General features: G+C 61.4%; 17 protein-coding genes. 8 read left to right on the top strand and 9 right to left on the bottom strand.

Features of this window, described 5'->3' with window-relative positions; genetic code table 11:
• The first annotated feature begins 2 nt into the window (after positions 1-2).
• The 3 genes from IB262_RS20390 to IB262_RS20380 are packed head-to-tail and all read left to right on the top strand — an operon-like array spanning position 3 to position 2,380.
• A complete protein-coding gene (locus IB262_RS20390) occupies positions 3-728 on the top strand; it encodes a glycerophosphodiester phosphodiesterase (RefSeq protein WP_060516956.1) in 726 nt (241 codons plus the stop codon).
• Positions 729-732: 4 nt separating this feature from the next.
• Entirely contained in the window at positions 733-1,920 is a 1,188-nt protein-coding gene (locus tag IB262_RS20385; RefSeq protein ID WP_034796717.1) for a GNAT family N-acetyltransferase, read from the top strand.
• Positions 1,921-1,963: 43 nt separating this feature from the next.
• A complete protein-coding gene (locus tag IB262_RS20380; RefSeq protein ID WP_034796718.1) occupies positions 1,964-2,380 on the top strand; it encodes an HIT family protein in 417 nt (138 codons plus the stop codon).
• Positions 2,381-2,468: 88 nt separating this feature from the next.
• Here the strand turns inward: IB262_RS20380 and IB262_RS20375 are convergent, their stop codons facing one another.
• The 8 genes from IB262_RS20375 to IB262_RS20340 all read right to left on the bottom strand — a co-directional run bounded on the left by IB262_RS20375 (position 2,469) and on the right by IB262_RS20340 (position 9,503).
• Positions 2,469-2,813, bottom strand: a complete 345-nt coding sequence (locus tag IB262_RS20375; protein ID WP_112976430.1) for an AzlD domain-containing protein — start codon at positions 2,811-2,813, stop codon at positions 2,469-2,471.
• Positions 2,810-3,547 carry an AzlC family ABC transporter permease gene (locus IB262_RS20370; protein ID WP_034796721.1) on the bottom strand — a complete coding sequence of 246 codons (738 nt, stop codon included), beginning with the start codon at positions 3,545-3,547 and terminating at the stop codon, positions 2,810-2,812. Before IB262_RS20370 ends, IB262_RS20375 begins: the two co-directional genes overlap by 4 nt.
• A 195-nt stretch (positions 3,548-3,742) precedes the next feature.
• Positions 3,743-6,259, bottom strand: a complete 2,517-nt coding sequence (gene clpA, locus IB262_RS20365; RefSeq protein WP_034796722.1) for an ATP-dependent Clp protease ATP-binding subunit ClpA — start codon at positions 6,257-6,259, stop codon at positions 3,743-3,745.
• A gap of 9 nt (positions 6,260-6,268) precedes the next feature.
• Positions 6,269-6,622, bottom strand: coding sequence for an ATP-dependent Clp protease adapter ClpS (gene clpS, locus IB262_RS20360; RefSeq protein WP_043622145.1), 354 nt, complete (start codon positions 6,620-6,622; stop codon positions 6,269-6,271).
• Positions 6,623-6,862: 240 nt separating this feature from the next.
• The gene (locus IB262_RS20355; protein ID WP_034796735.1) at positions 6,863-7,219 is read right to left on the bottom strand and encodes a phasin family protein; all 357 of its coding nucleotides are present in this window, start codon (positions 7,217-7,219) and stop codon (positions 6,863-6,865) included.
• A 279-nt stretch (positions 7,220-7,498) separates the two neighbouring features.
• Positions 7,499-7,702 carry a DUF3126 family protein gene (locus IB262_RS20350; protein WP_034796738.1) on the bottom strand — a complete coding sequence of 68 codons (204 nt, stop codon included), beginning with the start codon at positions 7,700-7,702 and terminating at the stop codon, positions 7,499-7,501.
• Positions 7,703-7,801: 99 nt separating this feature from the next.
• The gene (gene cysE, locus IB262_RS20345; protein WP_034796741.1) at positions 7,802-8,629 is read right to left on the bottom strand and encodes a serine O-acetyltransferase; all 828 of its coding nucleotides are present in this window, start codon (positions 8,627-8,629) and stop codon (positions 7,802-7,804) included.
• An 88-nt stretch (positions 8,630-8,717) separates the two neighbouring features.
• Complete coding sequence (locus IB262_RS20340) at positions 8,718-9,503, bottom strand: alpha/beta hydrolase (protein WP_112976429.1); 786 nt, start codon at positions 9,501-9,503, stop codon at positions 8,718-8,720.
• A gap of 174 nt (positions 9,504-9,677) precedes the next feature.
• On the opposite strand from IB262_RS20340, the gene IB262_RS20335 reads away from it, so the two are divergent.
• Both IB262_RS20335 and IB262_RS20330 read left to right on the top strand, forming a co-directional pair.
• Entirely contained in the window at positions 9,678-9,923 is a 246-nt protein-coding gene (locus IB262_RS20335) for a zinc-finger domain-containing protein (protein ID WP_057255736.1), read from the top strand.
• 9 nt (positions 9,924-9,932) lie between these two features.
• Positions 9,933-11,099, top strand: coding sequence for an FAD-dependent monooxygenase (locus tag IB262_RS20330; RefSeq protein ID WP_112976428.1), 1,167 nt, complete (start codon positions 9,933-9,935; stop codon positions 11,097-11,099).
• 110 nt (positions 11,100-11,209) lie between these two features.
• Here IB262_RS20330 and IB262_RS20325 read toward each other — a convergent pair whose 3' ends face one another.
• On the bottom strand, positions 11,210-12,400 hold the full coding sequence (locus IB262_RS20325; protein ID WP_112976427.1) for a cystathionine beta-lyase: 1,191 nt from the start codon (positions 12,398-12,400) through the stop codon (positions 11,210-11,212).
• Between the two features lie 340 nt (positions 12,401-12,740).
• Between IB262_RS20325 and IB262_RS20320 the strand changes: the two genes are divergently transcribed.
• The 3 genes from IB262_RS20320 (at position 12,741) to IB262_RS20310 (ending at position 16,214) form a co-directional block, all read left to right on the top strand.
• On the top strand, positions 12,741-13,766 hold the full coding sequence (locus tag IB262_RS20320; RefSeq protein WP_034796750.1) for an amino acid ABC transporter substrate-binding protein: 1,026 nt from the start codon (positions 12,741-12,743) through the stop codon (positions 13,764-13,766).
• Between the two features lie 92 nt (positions 13,767-13,858).
• Positions 13,859-15,052: an amino acid ABC transporter permease gene (locus IB262_RS20315; protein WP_060585310.1), complete on the top strand. Its 1,194-nt coding sequence runs from the start codon at positions 13,859-13,861 to the stop codon at positions 15,050-15,052.
• A 4-nt stretch (positions 15,053-15,056) separates the two neighbouring features.
• On the top strand, positions 15,057-16,214 hold the full coding sequence (locus IB262_RS20310; RefSeq protein WP_034796753.1) for an amino acid ABC transporter permease: 1,158 nt from the start codon (positions 15,057-15,059) through the stop codon (positions 16,212-16,214).
• Positions 16,215-16,224: the final 10 nt, after the last annotated feature.

Here is a 16,224-nt window from a genome sequence, read left to right as displayed (position 1 = left end):
GCATGGCTGATATTTCCTGGCTGAAGGCCCAACCGATTGCCCATCGCGGCTATCACGACATGAACAAGCAGGTGTGGGAGAATACGCTTTCGGCCTTCTCCCGCGCCGTCGACGCCGGTTTCGCGATCGAATGCGATCTGCAGTATACCGCCGACAGCATTCCGGTCGTCTTCCACGATGACGACACCCAGCGCCTGTGCGGGATCAAGGGCGACGTTCGCGCGCGCACCGCCGGCGAACTCGGCCTGATGGCGATCGGCGGCACGAAGGACAAGGTGCCGACGTTGACGCAGATGCTGCGCCTGGTTGCCGGCAAGGTGCCGCTCGTCATCGAGCTCAAGGGCCGCAAGGGCGACGATGAGGGCTTTGCCGCCGCCGTGCTCGAAACGCTCGAAGGCTACAAGGGCCATGTCGCACTGATGAGCTTCGATCACTGGCTGCTCAAGGACCTGAAGGCGCTCGACGCGCCCTACCCGCTGGGCCTCACCGCGGAAGGTGCCAATCCGGAGACCTTCTTCGTGCATGAGGAAGCGATGCAACTCGGGCTCGATTTCATCTCCTACCACTACGGCCACCTACCGAACTCGTTCATCACCAAGGAACGGACGCTCGGCAAGACGATCATCACCTGGACCGTGCGCGACCGGCAGGCCGAAGCCTACACGTTTGCCCATGCGGATCAGATGACCTTCGAGGGTTTCGACCCGCGGGAGGCCCTGGTTTCCTAAAGTAATGTCAGACGCCGTCACCCTCCGCATCGCGCAATCCTTCACCGATATACCGGCGGCACGCTGGAATGTGCTGTCCGGTGCATCGAAGGCGTTTCCTGGCGGCGTCTACAATCCCTTCCTCTCGCATGCCTATCTCTCGGCGCTCGAAGAGTCCGGGTCGGCGACGGCCAAGACCGGCTGGCTCGGCCAGCATCTGTTGCTTGAAGGCGGCGACGGGCAATTGCGCGGCGGCCTCGTCTGCTACCTGAAGAGCCACAGCCAGGGCGAATACGTTTTCGACCACGGCTGGGCAGACGCCTTCGAGCGCGCCGGCGGCCGCTACTATCCGAAACTGCAAAGTTCCATCCCCTTCACGCCTGCGACCGGACCACGGCTGCTTTCGGCACCGGACGAAAATACGAACGCCGTTCAGGATGCGCTTGCCGCGGGCCTGAAAGAGCTTGCCCGCAGACACGATGTCTCTTCGGCACATGTGACTTTCGCGCCCGAAGCCGAGATCCCTGCGCTTGAGCGCGCCGGGTTCCTGCACCGCACAGACCAGCAGTTCCACTTCACCAATGAAGGCTATGGCTCCCACGCCGATTTTCTGGAGACCCTTGCCTCACGCAAACGCAAGGCGCTGAAGAAGGAGCGCAGGGCTGCGCTCGAAAACGGCATTTCGATCGACTGGCTGACCGGCAGCGACCTGACGGAATCGATCTGGGACGAGTTCTTCGCCTTCTACATGGACACCGGCGGACGCAAATGGGGCCGCCCCTATCTGACGCGCGCGTTCTATTCGCTCATTGGCGAGCGCATGGCCGACGATATCCTGCTGGTGATGGCACGCCGCAACGGCCGCTACATCGCCGGCGCGATCAACTTCATCGGCGGCGATGCGCTCTACGGTCGCCACTGGGGCTGCATCGAGGATCACCCGTTCCTGCATTTCGAAGTCTGCTATCACCAGGCGATCGATTTCGCGATCGCCAAGGGGCTGAAACGGGTCGAGGCTGGCGCCCAGGGCGAACACAAGCTTGCGCGCGGCTACATGCCCGTCACCACCCATTCCGCCCATTTCATCACACATCCGGGACTTGCCCGCGCCGTCGGCGACTATCTTCAGCGCGAGCGCAGGGATGTGGAGGAAACGGGCGAGTTTCTTGCCGAGCACGGACCTTTCCGAAAGGGTGAACGGCAGGACGACTGACCCCCTTTTCGTGAAGGCCGGCTTCATTACACGAGGAAGAACAATGAGCTACGACGACAACAACATTTTCGCCAAGATCCTGCGCGGCGAAATTCCCTCGCACCGCGTCTACGAGGACGACGCGACGATCGCCTTCATGGATGTCATGCCGCAGGCAGAAGGCCATCTGCTCGTGGTGCCGAAATCCCCTTCGCGCAACCTGCTCGACGCCGATGCAGCAACGCTGCCGGCGCTGATTGCCACCGTACAGAAGCTGGCCGTTGCCGCCAAGGAAGCTTTCGACGCCGATGGTGTGACGATCATGCAGTTCAACGAAGCACCGGCCGGACAATCGGTCTTCCACCTGCACTTCCACGTCATTCCGCGGCAAGCAGGCGTGCCGCTGAAGCCGCATTCCGGCACGATGGAAGACGGCGCCGTTCTGGCTGCCAATGCCGAAAAGGTTCGGCAGGCGCTCTGATCGCGCTCACACTATCCGCGCAGGAGCCAGGGAGCCGGCGACGCGCCGGCTCTTTAACCGACGGTCAGGTGAAAGCACCTCACCCGGCCTAAAAACCCAACCACCACAGGCCCAGCGCCAACGCGGCAATCGCTGACGCGATCCCGATCGCCGGCTTTCTTCCGAACAGGAAGAAGGCGGCCGCCCCGAGCGCGACGGCACCTGCGCGCAGCCAGAGCGGAGATTGTTCGAGTACGCCGGTCGGATAGAGGATAAGCTTTGCGATGACCGCTGCGACCAGCGCGGTGGCAACCGCCCTCACCCAGTTCAGCGCCTCGGAATCATCGCGCAGCCTGTTGCCTGTGATGACGCCCAACCAGCGCCAGATGTCGGTCGCCAGCCAGCCGGCAATCGCGATGAAGACATAGGCCCACCAACCATCCTCCCAGGTCATCCTCTCACCTCCTTGCGACGGCGCCAGAGGCGCTCGATGAGCCAGGCAAGCGTACCGCCGACGAGGCCGGCGAGCAGGATGTCGAATTCCGGAAACAGCCAGTAGAACAGCGGCCCGCCTGCAAGACCGAAGAGCAACGCCACATAGACGACGGGATGGCGCGCCGAATGCCAGATCGAGGCGAGAAAGTAGACCGGCGTCAGGAAGAAAAGGCAGCCGGCAACGATCGGCGGGAAATCGGCGACGAAGTGGTAGACGACAGCGACGAGCAGCATGTTTGCCGCCACCAGCGTGATGCCGAAGCCCGCGAAAAAGGCGACGCGCCGCTCGCGCGGCACGTGCGGCACCTTCTCCATCGCGAAAACCCAGGCGGTGATCGCGACGAAATGCGACAGGAAGAGCAGAAGCCAAGTCGGCGTGCGCGACCCGCGCAGCTCCGGTATCAGCGCGGCGACCATCGGCATCAGCCGTACGGACGACAGCGAGACCGCGAGGAACGCGGTCGCGAGCCCGGCTCCGCTCATCATCGAACTGACGAGAATGACCTTGGCCGGAAGCGCCCAGACCATGCCGACCATGAAGACCACCTGCTCGACCGGGATGCCGGCCTGAGCCGTCAGCGAACAGAAGCCGACAAAGGACAACATCAGAATGAAGGCCGGCAGGCTGAAAATGCCGCGCATGCCTTTCCCGAACCAGGCGAGCGAAGATTGCTCGTCTTCTTCTCTCTTCATCGGCGATTCCGGATTGTTTTCAACTCGACTACGACCACCCCGGATCGAATCGTCCGGGATAAGCATGACCGAATATAGGCTATCAGACCGGCACGCGGACGAAAAACCACGCAGGCTCTTCTCATTTCGTTTTTAAAGAAAAACGGTGCCGGATGGTTTGCATCCAGCACCGTCGAACGTGTCTTGCGGGGGGAGCTACTTCTTGCGCGGCACCTTCGGCACCGTGCGGCCCTTTCTTGGAGCCGCGTCGCCCGCCCCGGCCTCGTCATCCGTTGACGCCTTGGCGGCAGCCTTCTTCGGCTTGGACTTCGGCGCAGGCTCGGCGCCCACCTCTTCCTTGTCCTCGGCCTTTTTCGGCTTGGCGGCCTTCATCGCCGGGCGGGATACTTCCGCCTTCGGCTTGATTGGCGTCGTCTCAGGAACGGCATCGAGCAGCAGGCCCTTGGTGCCATCGGCCTTCGTGCCGATCGTCACCTTGACGACACCGCCCTTCTTCAGCTTGCCGAAGAGGATTTCATCGGCGAGCGGCTTCTTGATGTTTTCCTGGATGACACGCGACAGCGGTCGCGCGCCCATCTTCTCGTCGTAGCCCTTTTCGGCAAGCCAGGCGATCGCCTCCGGCGCGAGGTCGAAGGTGACGTTGCGCTCGGCAAGCTGGGTTTCAAGCTGCATGACGAACTTCTGAACCACCTGGTGGATAACCGGTGTCGGCAGCGAAGCAAACGGAATGACCGCATCCAGACGGTTGCGGAATTCCGGCGTGAACAGGCGGTTCAGCGCCTCTTCGTCTTCGCCCGTACGCTTGGAAGAACCGAAGCCGATGGCGGCCCGGGCCATTTCCGATGCGCCGGCATTGGTCGTCATGATCAGGATGACGTTGCGGAAGTCGATCTTCTTGCCGTTGTGATCCGTCAGCGAGCCATGGTCCATGACCTGCAGCAGGATGTTGAACAGGTCCGGATGCGCCTTCTCGATCTCGTCGAGCAGCAGCACGCAATGCGGGTGCTGGTCGACGCCATCGGTCAAGAGGCCGCCCTGGTCGAAGCCGACATAGCCGGGAGGTGCACCGAGCAGGCGGGAAACCGTATGCCGCTCCATGTATTCCGACATGTCGAAGCGCAGGAGCTCGACGCCGAGCGAGGTCGCAAGCTGCTTGGCGACTTCCGTCTTGCCGACGCCGGTCGGGCCGGAGAAGACGTAGCAGCCGATCGGCTTGTTCGGTTCGCGCAGGCCGGCACGCGCCAGCTTGATCGACGAAGCGAGCGCCTCGATCGCCAGGTCCTGGCCGTAGACAACCGAGCGCAGCTCTCTCTCGAGATTGGCAAGCACGGCCTCGTCGTCCTTGGAGACGGTCTTCGGCGGGATGCGCGCCATCGTCGCGATCGTCGCCTCGATCTCCTTCTCGGTGATCAGCTTGCGGCGCTTGCTGGCGGGCAGCAGCATCTGTGCGGCACCGGATTCATCGATCACGTCGATCGCCTTGTCCGGCAGCTTGCGGTCGTTGATGTAGCGGGCCGAAAGCTCGACCGCGGCCTTGATCGCCTCGTTCGAGTATTTCAGGTGATGGTATTCCTCGTAATAAGGCTTCAGCCCCTTCATGATCTCGATCGCGTCGGCAATCGTCGGCTCGTTCACGTCGATCTTCTGGAAACGGCGGACCAGCGCCCGATCCTTCTCGAAGAACTGGCGGTATTCCTTGTAGGTGGTCGAACCGATGCAGCGGATCGCGCCGGAGGAAAGCGCCGGCTTCAGAAGGTTGGATGCATCCATCGCGCCGCCGGACGTAGCTCCGGCGCCGATGACCGTATGAATCTCGTCGATGAAGAGCACGGCGCCCGGATAGTCCTCGAGCTCCTTGACGACCTGCTTCAGCCGTTCTTCGAAATCGCCACGGTAGCGCGTGCCGGCAAGAAGCGTGCCCATGTCGAGCGAGAAGATCGTCGCATCCTGCAACGCTTCCGGCACCTTCTTTTCGATGATGCGCTTGGCAAGGCCTTCGGCGATCGCCGTCTTGCCGACGCCGGGGTCCCCGACATAGAGCGGATTGTTCTTCGAGCGGCGGCACAGCACCTGGATGGTGCGGTTCACCTCGGCGTGACGGCCGATCAGCGGGTCGATCTTGCCGGACTTCGCCTTCTCATTGAGGTTGACGCAATAGGCGGTCAGCGCGTCCTGCTGCTTCTTGGCGCTGGCCTCCTCGTTGTCGCGCGCGGGCTTCTGCTCGCTCTCATGATCGTCAGAGCCGCGCACAGGACGGGACTCGGAGCTGCCAGGCCGCTTGCCGATGCCGTGCGAAATGAAGTTGACCGCGTCGTAGCGGGTCATCTCCTGCTCCTGCAGGAAATAGGCTGCGTGACTTTCGCGCTCGGCGAAGATCGCGACCAGCACGTTGGCGCCGGTCACTTCCTCGCGGCCGGACGATTGCACGTGGATCACCGCCCGCTGGATCACGCGCTGGAACCCGGCCGTCGGCTTGGAATCTTCGTCGTAGCCGGTCACCAGGTTCGACAGTTCGTTGTCGACGTAATCGGTTACGGTCTTGCGCAGCGTCTCAAGATTGACGTTGCAGGCGCCCATCACGGCCGCCGCGTCGGCATCGTCGATCAATGCCAGAAGCAGATGCTCGAGCGTAGCGTATTCGTGGTGGCGCTCGTTGGCAAAAGTCAGTGCCTGATGCAGCGCCTTTTCGAGGCTGGGCGAAAATGTTGGCACGTTAGTTCCTCATTTCTTTTCCATGACGCATTGCAACGGATGCTGATGCTGCCGGGCGAAGTCCATCACCTGCGTCACCTTGGTTTCGGCGACCTCATAGGTGAAGACGCCGCACTCTCCCACACCGTGATTGTGGACGTGGAGCATGATGCGGGTCGCCTCTTCCGGGTTCTTTTGAAAGAAGCGCTCCAGAATATGGATGACAAATTCCATCGGCGTGTAATCGTCATTCAAAAGCAGAACGCGATACAAACTCGGCTTTTTGGTCTTCGGCTTGGTACGCGTGATGACGGACGTGCTGCGGTTGTTGCCGTTCCCCTCATCATCGCTACCTTGCTGCATCCGGACCGGCATGGCGATCATTCTTGTCAGTTCCTTGTACAGTAGCGACCCATCGAACTCGGCCGCAGCCTGCTTGCCCTTTATCTAATGGTTCGTTTTCAGATTTTAAGACCGAACCAACACACTGCAATCATAATCGCACGTTGACCGCCAAGATTGATCAACTTTCTTTGGGCTGCGCACAGCTTATGCGAAAAACAAAAAGGCCGGTCGCAAGCGCTGCGACCGGCCTTTTTATTGAGAAATTGTTTTAGCCGGTGATCAGGCTGCTGCAGCGGCGGCCTTGACTGCTGCCGTTGCCTTGGCAACTGGCGCTTCGTAGGGCTTGTAGGCGTCCTTGGCGAGGTCGGCATACATTTCGCCGATCTTCGTTGCTTCGGCGACAAAGCCTTCGTAGCTCGACTTCACGAAGTTGGTTTGCAGTTCGAAAGCAGCCTCGACGCTCTTGACGCTGGTCAGCTTTTCGACATGCGCGACGCTGTCCTCGAAGGACTTCTTCGAAAAGTCGGCAGCTTCGGTCGCGATAGCCTGGAGACCCTTGGTCCAAGCGGAATAGCTCTTTACAGCCACGTCAATGGCTTCCTTGCTCTTCTTGTTTGCATCGTCGAAGTTGAACATCCGGTGTCTCCTTGGTGACGGCCTGATCTGGAGGCTTCAGTTTATGTGCACTGCACAAAAAGTCAAGACGAGTGTGCGATGCAATAAAATACAACAGATGCAACAACTTGATGAAATATGGCGGTTCGGCATGAAATTTCTTGCCGCGCTCGCTACAGCCGCAAGATAAGCACTAGCGAGCAATTGCCCAGCAAGACATCAACATCCCGCACAAAACAATAAACCCCGAAAATCCCATGGATTTTCGGGGTTTATACTGAAAGCGTCCGGCGTCGCGACTTAGAGGTCGATGTCGAGGATCGCCATGGAGAAGTTGTAGGAAAGCTCGCCGTCTTCCTCATCGCGGAAGACCACACCGAGGAACTCGTCACCGAGATAGACTTCAGCGGACTCGTCCTTCTTCGGGCGAGCCTTGACGACCATCTGTTGATTGAAGGTGCGCTTGAAGTAGGCTTCAAGCTTGCGGATTTCTTCGGGCTTCAAAACACGTCTCCGTAGCCGTTTAAACTGTGCGGCGCTTCTCGCACGCTGCATCGGCGGGTGTAAACCCCTCGAAAGAGGCTACACACCGGTTCCCGCATGTCAGATATCGAAGCTGGCAAGGATCTGGTCCATCTGGCGCGACGGCTCGGAACAGCCGGCCTCGCCCACGACCTTTGCCGGCACGCCGGCGACCGTCGACTTCGGCGGCACCGGTTTCAGCACGACCGAACCCGCAGCGACGCGCGAGCAGTGCCCGATATGGATATTGCCGAGGATCTTGGCGCCGGCGCCAATCAGCACGCCATCGGCGATCTTCGGGTGGCGATCGCTGCCTTCCTTGCCCGTGCCGCCGAGCGTCACGCCGTGCAGGATCGAGACGTTGTCACCAATGACCGCGGTCTCGCCGACGACAAGGCCGGTGGCATGATCAAGGAAGATGCCGCGGCCGATGCGGGCGGCGGGGTTGATGTCCGTCTGGAAGACGCTCGACGCCCGGCTCTGCAGGTAGAAGGCGAAATCCTTGCGGCCGCGCTTCAATAGCCAATGCGCCAGGCGATGCGTCTGGATCGCATGGAAGCCCTTGAAATAGAGCACCGGCTCGATGAAGCGGGTGCAGGCGGGGTCACGGTCGTAGACGGCCTGGATGTCGACACGCAGAATGGTGCCCCATTCCGGCCAGTCCTCCAGCATCTCCGAGAAGGTCTGGCGCAAAAGGTTTGCCTGCAGATCCGGGTGATCCAGCCTTTCGCAGATGCGGTAGATCACGCTTTCTTCGAGAGAGTGCTGATTGACCACGGTGGAATAGAGGAAGGCCGCGAGCATTGGGTCTTGCTCGGCGGCAATCCGGGCTTCTTCGCGCAGGCTATTCCAGATCGGGTCCATCACTTGCAGCGCTTCTGCCTGGCGAAGTTCGGTCTTGGCGACCATCGTCGCTCTCCTTCCTTGTCCGTGCCTGCCACCACTATAGGGGAAATCAGGCGTGACTTAAATGGCGTCTGGCGGCAATGACGATACGCTAGATGCGATCGATCTCTGCCAGAAATTCGAGCACCGCTTTCTTGAAAACCCGGTCGCCGACGGCGAGCATATGGTCGCGGCCCGGAATGTCGAGCGCACGCGCACGCGGCATCAGCGCTGCCAGTTCCTGCGCCGATCCGGCGATGTCATCGGTCGTCCCGACGCCGATCAGCGTCGGCTGCTCGATGCGCGCCATATCCTGTGCCGTCAGCAGATCCCGCGAGGTCGAGATACAGGCCGCAAGCGCCTGCCGGTCGCTCTTGGTCTGGTCGGCAAAGGCACGGAACATGCGCCCGCGCGCATGGGTCACGTCGTCAAGCGACGGCGCCACCAGAGCGTCGGCAATCGGATCCCAATCCCCTACCCCCGACACCATGCCAATGCCGAGGCCGCCGAAGACCAGCGAGCGCACGCGATCGGGATGCGCGAGCGCCAGGAAGGCCGAGATTCGAGCGCCCATCGAATAGCCCATGACATGGGCCTCGGCGATCCCGAGATGCCCAAGCAATGCGGCGGCGTCATCCGCCATCTGCTGAGGGTGGTAGAGTTCCGGGTCGTAGGGCTTGCTGCTCTTGCCATGACCGCGATTGTCGAGCGCGATGACGCGGTAGCCGGCGTCACCCAGCGTCTTCAGCCAGCCCGGGAAAACCCAGTTGACGTTGGCGCTGGAGGCAAAGCCGTGAATGAGCAGAACGGGCGCGCCGGACGGGTCGCCCTCGTCGAAGAAGGCGATCTCCAGACCGTCATGATTGAAACGGGAAAACGGCGGCGGGGTGAGATCCATCTATTCATCCTTGGGCATATCGATCCCGCGCAACCTAGTTCGTCGCCTTGGCGGGCGAAACCCCGCACCGGCAAAAACCACAACTGCGGCAGCTTTGCCGCTACACATTTCCGGCAAAGCTGACTATGGTGCCGCCAAATTTGACCTTCAGACTTGCATTCATCGGAGCATGACATGGCCGGCCACAGCATCCCGCATTTCCAGAACGACGGCGGACATCAGGCAATCGAAATCGGCGTCAAGGAATTCATGTGCACCGGCGCATCCATTCCCTACGATCACCCGCACATCTTCATCGACATGGGTGACGACAACGAGAAGGTCTGCTCCTACTGCTCTACGCTCTATCGCTACAATCCGAAGCTGAAGGCGACCGAAACCAATCCCCCCGGCTGCCTCTTCGCCCATAAAGCCGCCTGATAAGCGACGATGTCGCGCCCCGTCGCGATCATCGGCGCCGGCATCGGCGGCCTCACGGCTGCCCTGTGCCTTGCCCGGCGCGGCTTCGACGTCGATATCATCGAGCGGGCGACGGCACTGACCGAGGTCGGAGCCGGCCTGCAGCTCTCACCGAACGCCTCCCGCATCCTCATCGAGCTCGGCCTGCTGACGCAGCTTGAGAGCGTATGGACGGAGCCCGAGCGCATCGGGCTCGTTGACGGCCGCTCTCTGCGCGCGCTTGCCAGCGTACCGGCCGGGACCTTCGCGCGCCGCCGCTGGCATGCGCCCTATGCCGTTCTCCACCGCGCCAGCCTTCAGAGAATCCTGTTTCAGGCTGTTCAATCCGAACCGCGCTGCCGTCTCCACCTCGGATGCCAGATCGACAAGCCCGGGGACCAGGCGATCGCGGCAGTGACAGGGCGCATGCCGGACGTCGTCATCGGCGCCGACGGCATCTGGTCGCGGCTGCGCGAGACCGTGCCCGCCGCCGGCCGTGTCCGGTTCTCGGGCAATATCGCCTGGCGCATGACGCTTGCAGGCGACGTTGCCGCGGGCGTGCTCAACCGCGGTGAGGTCACCGCCTTCCTCGGCCCGCGCGCCCACCTCGTTGCCTATCCTCTGCGGGAAGTCGGCGGTTTCAATCTCGTCGCCATCATCGAGGGCAAGGAGACCGACGCGATCTGGGTCGGCAAGGATTCGGACGCGCGGCGCCAGGATTGCCTCAGCGCCTTTTCCGATTGGAGCCCAGGCATCCGCTCGCTTCTCGATAAGGCCGTGGCGCCCACCTACTGGCCGCTCTGCACCGTCGACGACGGCGCCTGGCAGGATGGTCAAAAAACAGTGCTGATCGGCGACGCGGCCCATGCGATGACGCCCTTTGCGGCGCAAGGTGCGGCCATGGCCATCGAGGACGCATCCGCGCTTGCGGCTTGCCTGTCTGAAAACCTCAGCGTCGCGGATTCCTTGCGGAAATTCGAGGCGCTTCGCAGGCCACGCATCGCGCGCGTCCGCCGCCGTGCGGCCTTCAACCATTTCGCCTATCACGCCCGCGGGCCGGTGCGTATCGGCCGCGACATGGTGTTGAAGCTCAAGGGGCCCGACGCGCTCGCAGCCGACCTCGACTGGCTCTACGGCTACGGGGCGCCAGAGCACTGAGAAGCGACGGCCATTCACCGCGATCCGTTCGATAAACTGCCGGCGCGCGCAAGATCTAGTCCAGAAAAGCAGAACGCCGCGGATGACCGCGGCGTCCGTCATTGCCTTCGTCAAACGGCGTTTGCCGCAGCCAGGCCCGCTTCGATGTCGCGCCGGATATCCGGCACGTCCTCAAGGCCGATCTGCAGGCGTAGAACCGGACCGTCGGTCGGCGCCAGCGCCACCTTGCGATCTCCGAGACCGACATGGAGCGCGAGGCTTTCGAAACCGCCCCAGGAATAGCCGAGCCCGAACAATCTCAGCGCATCGAGGAAGGCGTGCGCCTTGGCCTTGAAGCGGTCAGGGCTCTCCGCCTTCAGCACGAAGGAGAAGATGCCGCTCGCGCCGGTGAAATCGCGCTTCCAGAGCTCGTGGCCGGGGAAGCTCGGCAGCGCCGGATGCAGCACGCGGGCCACTTCCTCGCGTGTTTCCAGCCATTTCGCTAGTGTCAGTGCGCTTTCCTGGTGCCGCTCGAGACGGATGCCCATGGTGCGAAGGCCACGCAGGATCTGGTAGCTGTCATCGGGCGAGACGCAGACACCGAGCGTCACCATGGCCTCTGTCAGGGCCGGCCAGTGCTCGGCATTGGCCGAGACGGTGCCGAAGAGCACGTCCGAATGGCCGGACGGATACTTGGTCGCCGCATGGATCGACACATCGACGCCATGGTCGAGCGGCTTGAAGTAGACGGGCGTCGCCCAGGTATTGTCCATGGTGACGATGCAGCCATGGCGATGGGCGGCATCGGCAATCGCGCGGATGTCCTGCATTTCGAAGGTGTTCGATCCCGGTGCTTCGGTGTGTACCAGGCGCGTGTTCGGGCGGATCAGGCTCTCGATCGCAGCGCCGATCATCGGATCGTAGTATTCGACCGTGACGCCAAGTCGCTTCAGCATCGTGTCGCAGAAATGGCGCGTCGGAAAGTAGACCGAATCGACGATCAAGGCGTGGTCGCCGGCCGAGAGATAGGCGAGGAACGGCACCGTGACCGCCGCCAGCCCCGACGGCACGAGGATCGTTCCGGCGGCCCCTTCGAGTTCGTTGATCGCGTCGCAGAGCGCGTCCGTGGTCGGCGTTCCGCGCGTGCCGTAGGTGTACTTCTGCGCCCGCGTCTCCATGGTCTTGGCGTTCGGGAACAGCACCGTGGAGGCGTGCACGACCGGCGGATTGACGAAGCCGAAGTAATCGGAGGGGTTGTTGCCGCTATGGGCGAGACGCGTGTTGATGCCTGCCTTGCCGTTCACATTGCCACTGTCTGCCATTGCTCATTCCGCTTCTAGATTTCGAATGCAAAACTCTTCGAACGAGCCACAATCGCGGTCAAGTGGCAAAAATCATGAAGCGTCGTTTTGACCGTCGCGAGGCCACTTCTGGCGAATTTTCCGCCAGAGCGTGCTTCACACCCCCAAGATCTGCCTAACTTTCTGGCTTGTTTCGAGTTTTTCACATGCAAAACCAGAAAATCGGCGGCCTCTCTTGACCCTCATGGAAATTGAGCATGAGATAGCCGACACTCGCGCCAGGAGGGTGGCGGAGGCTCACCGCGCTAGGAGACGCGACGGTGCAGACTGGAACTAACGACAACAGAAAAAGGTTCTAAAAATGGCAAAAAGAATTCTGACAGCTCTCGTTGGCGCTGCTGTCATGGGGATTGGCACACAGGCGGCTTCGGGCGCTACTCTTGATGACGTCAAAGCCAAGGGCTTTGTCCAGTGCGGCGTGAACACCGGTCTCGCCGGCTTCGCAGCGCCGGATGCTTCGGGCAACTGGAGCGGATTCGACGTAGACTACTGCAAGGCAATCGCCGCCGCGATCTTCGCGGATGGCAGCAAGGTGAAGTACACCCCGACTTCCGCCAAGGAACGCTTCCCGGCGCTGCAGTCGGGCGAAGTCGACGTGCTTGCGCGTAACACCACCTGGACGATCAACCGCGACACCGCGCTCGGCTTCAACTTCCGCCCGGTCAACTACTATGACGGCCAAGGCTTCATGGTTCGCAAGGGCCTGAACGTCAAATCTGCGTTGGAGCTTTCGGGCGCCGCTGTCTGCGTGCAGACGGGCACCACCACCGAGCTCAACCTCGCCGACTACTTCAAGTCGAACAACCTGCAGTACAATCCGGTCGTTTTCGAAAAGCTTGAAGAAGTCAACGCCGCCTATGACGCCGGCCGTTGCGACGTCTACACGACCGACCAGTCCGGCCTTTATTCGCTGCGTCTGACGCTGTCGAAGCCAGACGATCACATGATCCTGCCGGAAATCATCTCGAAGGAGCCGCTCGGCCCGGCCGTGCGCCAGGGTGACGACCAGTGGTTCGATATCGTCAGCTGGGTTCACTACGCGCTGATCCAGGCTGAAGAGTTCGGCGTCACCCAGGCCAACGTCGAAGAAATGAAGAAGTCCACCAACCCTGACGTTCAGCGCTTCCTCGGCGTCGAAGCTGACTCGAAGATCGGCACCGACCTCGGCCTCACCAACGAATGGGCCGTGAACGTGATCAAGGCCGTCGGAAACTACGGCGAAGTCTTCGACCGCAACATCGGCGCCGGCAGCCCGCTCAAGATCGAGCGCGGCCTCAACGCGCTGTGGAACAAGGGCGGCATCCAGTACGCTCCGCCGGTCCGCTAAAGCGAACCGAAAATACCGGGGAAGCGGACAACCGCTTCCCCGTCCCAACGATAAAAACACCCAAAAGGGTGAAAAGGGGAAAGAGGCATTGCATGGCGATTGGCGTCACAACTACGCCTGAGAAATCGAAACCGTCGGGGTCGATCATCAACGACCCGCAGGTCCGCGGCATCTTTTATCAGGTTATTACCGTCGTCCTACTCGGGGCCTTCGTCTATTGGGTGGCCGACAACACGATCGAGAATCTCAAACGGGCGAACATCGCTTCCGGTTACGGCTTCCTCAATGGACGCGCCGGTTTTGACGTCGGGCAGTCGCTGATCGCCTATACCAGCGATTCCACCTATCAGCGCGCACTTGTCGTCGGCCTGCTCAACACATTGCTGGTCGCCGTCTGCGGTATTTTCACCGCCACCATCATCGGCTTTGCAGTCGGGATCGGCCGCCTGTCGCACAACTGGCTGATCGCCAAGCTGTCGCTCGCCTATGTCGAGATCTTCCGCAACATCCCGCCGCTGCTGGTCATCTTCTTCTGGTACAGCGGCGTCCTGGCGATCCTGCCGCAGCCGCGTGAATCGGCAGCACTGCCGCTCAACATGTTCCTCAACAACCGCGGCCTTGCCTTTCCCAAGCCGATCTTTGGCGACGGCTCGCTGTACACGGTTCTAGCCTTTGTCCTCGCGATCGTCGCCAGCTTCCTCCTGGCACGCTATGCGCGCAAGAAGCAGGAGGCCACCGGACAGCGTTTCCCGGTTCTTTGGGCGTCTCTCGGCCTGATCATCGGTCTGCCGTTGTTGGTCTTCCTTGCCACGGGATCGCCGATCACCTTCGACGTCCCCGTCGCCGGCAAATTCAACCTCACCGGCGGCTCGGTCATCGGACCAGAATTCCTGTCGCTGTTCCTGGCGCTCTCGTTCTACACGGCCGCCTTCATAGCCGAGATCGTGCGTGCCGGCATCCGCGGCGTATCCAAGGGGCAGACGGAAGCCGCGCACGCGCTCGGCGTACGCCCCGGCCTGACGACACGACTGGTGGTGGTTCCGCAAGCGCTCCGGATCATCATTCCGCCGCTCACCAGCCAGTATTTGAACCTTACCAAGAACTCGTCGCTCGCCGTTGCGATCGGTTACGCGGATCTTGTCGCAGTGGGTGGCACCATCCTCAACCAGACAGGACAATCGATCGAGATCGTCACGATCTGGATCGTCGTCTACCTGTCGCTGAGCCTTGCGACGTCGCTGTTCATGAACTGGTTCAATGCCCGCATGGCCCTGGTGGAGAGATAAGATCATGAACACACACCAGGCAACTTTTGTCCGTACCTCAATGATCGAAGGGTCCGCCCCGCCGGTCGCCGAAGGTGGCATCGTCCATTGGCTGCGCGAAAACCTGTTCGCGACGCCAAAGGATGCGGTGCTCACCATCGTCAGCCTGCTTGCGCTTGCGTGGCTCGTGCCTCCGGCCATCCAGTGGCTCTTCATCGACGCCGCCTGGACCGGCGGCGGCCGTGGCGTTTGCGCCACGGTTGCTCAAGGAGGCTCGCAGCCGGATGGCTGGAGCGGTGCGTGCTGGGCCTTCGTCAACGCAAAACTCGACCAATTCGCCTACGGCCGCTACCCGCTCGATGAGCGTTGGAGACCGACGCTGGTCGGCATCCTCTTCGTGCTTTTCCTCATTCCGATGTTGATCCCGAAGGCTCCCTTCAAGGGCATCAACGCCATCCTGCTCTTCGCCGTGCTGCCGATCATTTCCTTGATCCTACTTCCCGGCGGCTGGTTCGGACTGACCTACGTCGAGACGCCGCTCTGGGGCGGTCTGATGGTGACGCTCATCCTTTCGTTCGTCGGCATTGCCGTGTCGTTGCCACTCGGCATTCTTCTGGCACTGGGGCGGCGATCGCATATGCCTGTGATCAAGATGCTCTGCACCGCCTTCATCGAACTGGTGCGCGGCATCCCTCTGATTACCGTGCTCTTCATGGCGAGCGTCATGCTGCCACTGTTCCTGCCGCAGGGCGTCACCTTCGACAAGTTCCTGCGTGCACTGATCGGCGTGTCGTTCTTTGCCTCGGCCTACATGGCCGAAGTGGTGCGCGGCGGCCTCCAGGCTATCCCGAAGGGGCAGTATGAGGGCGCGGATTCCCTCGGCCTCAGCTTCTGGCAGAAGATGAACCTCATCGTGCTGCCACAGGCGCTGAAGCTCGTGATTCCGGGCATCGTCAACACCTTCATCGGCCTCTTCAAGGACACGTCACTGGTGTCGATCATCGGCATGTTCGATCTGCTCGGCATCGTCCGCTTCAACTTTACCGACGCCAACTGGGCCTCTTCGGTAACGCCGATCTCAGGGCTAATTTTCGCTGGCTTCATATTCTGGCTTTTCTGCTTTGGTATGTCGCGCTATTCAGGTTTCATGGAACGCGTGCTCGACACGGCCCATAAACGATAAAATGAGGGGA

Source organism: Ensifer sp. ENS02, from assembly GCF_014851885.1.
Taxonomy (GTDB): Bacteria; Pseudomonadota; Alphaproteobacteria; order Rhizobiales; family Rhizobiaceae; genus Ensifer; species Ensifer adhaerens.
Note: the sequence above shows the minus strand (reverse complement) of the source record. Positions and strands in the feature narration are given on the sequence as shown.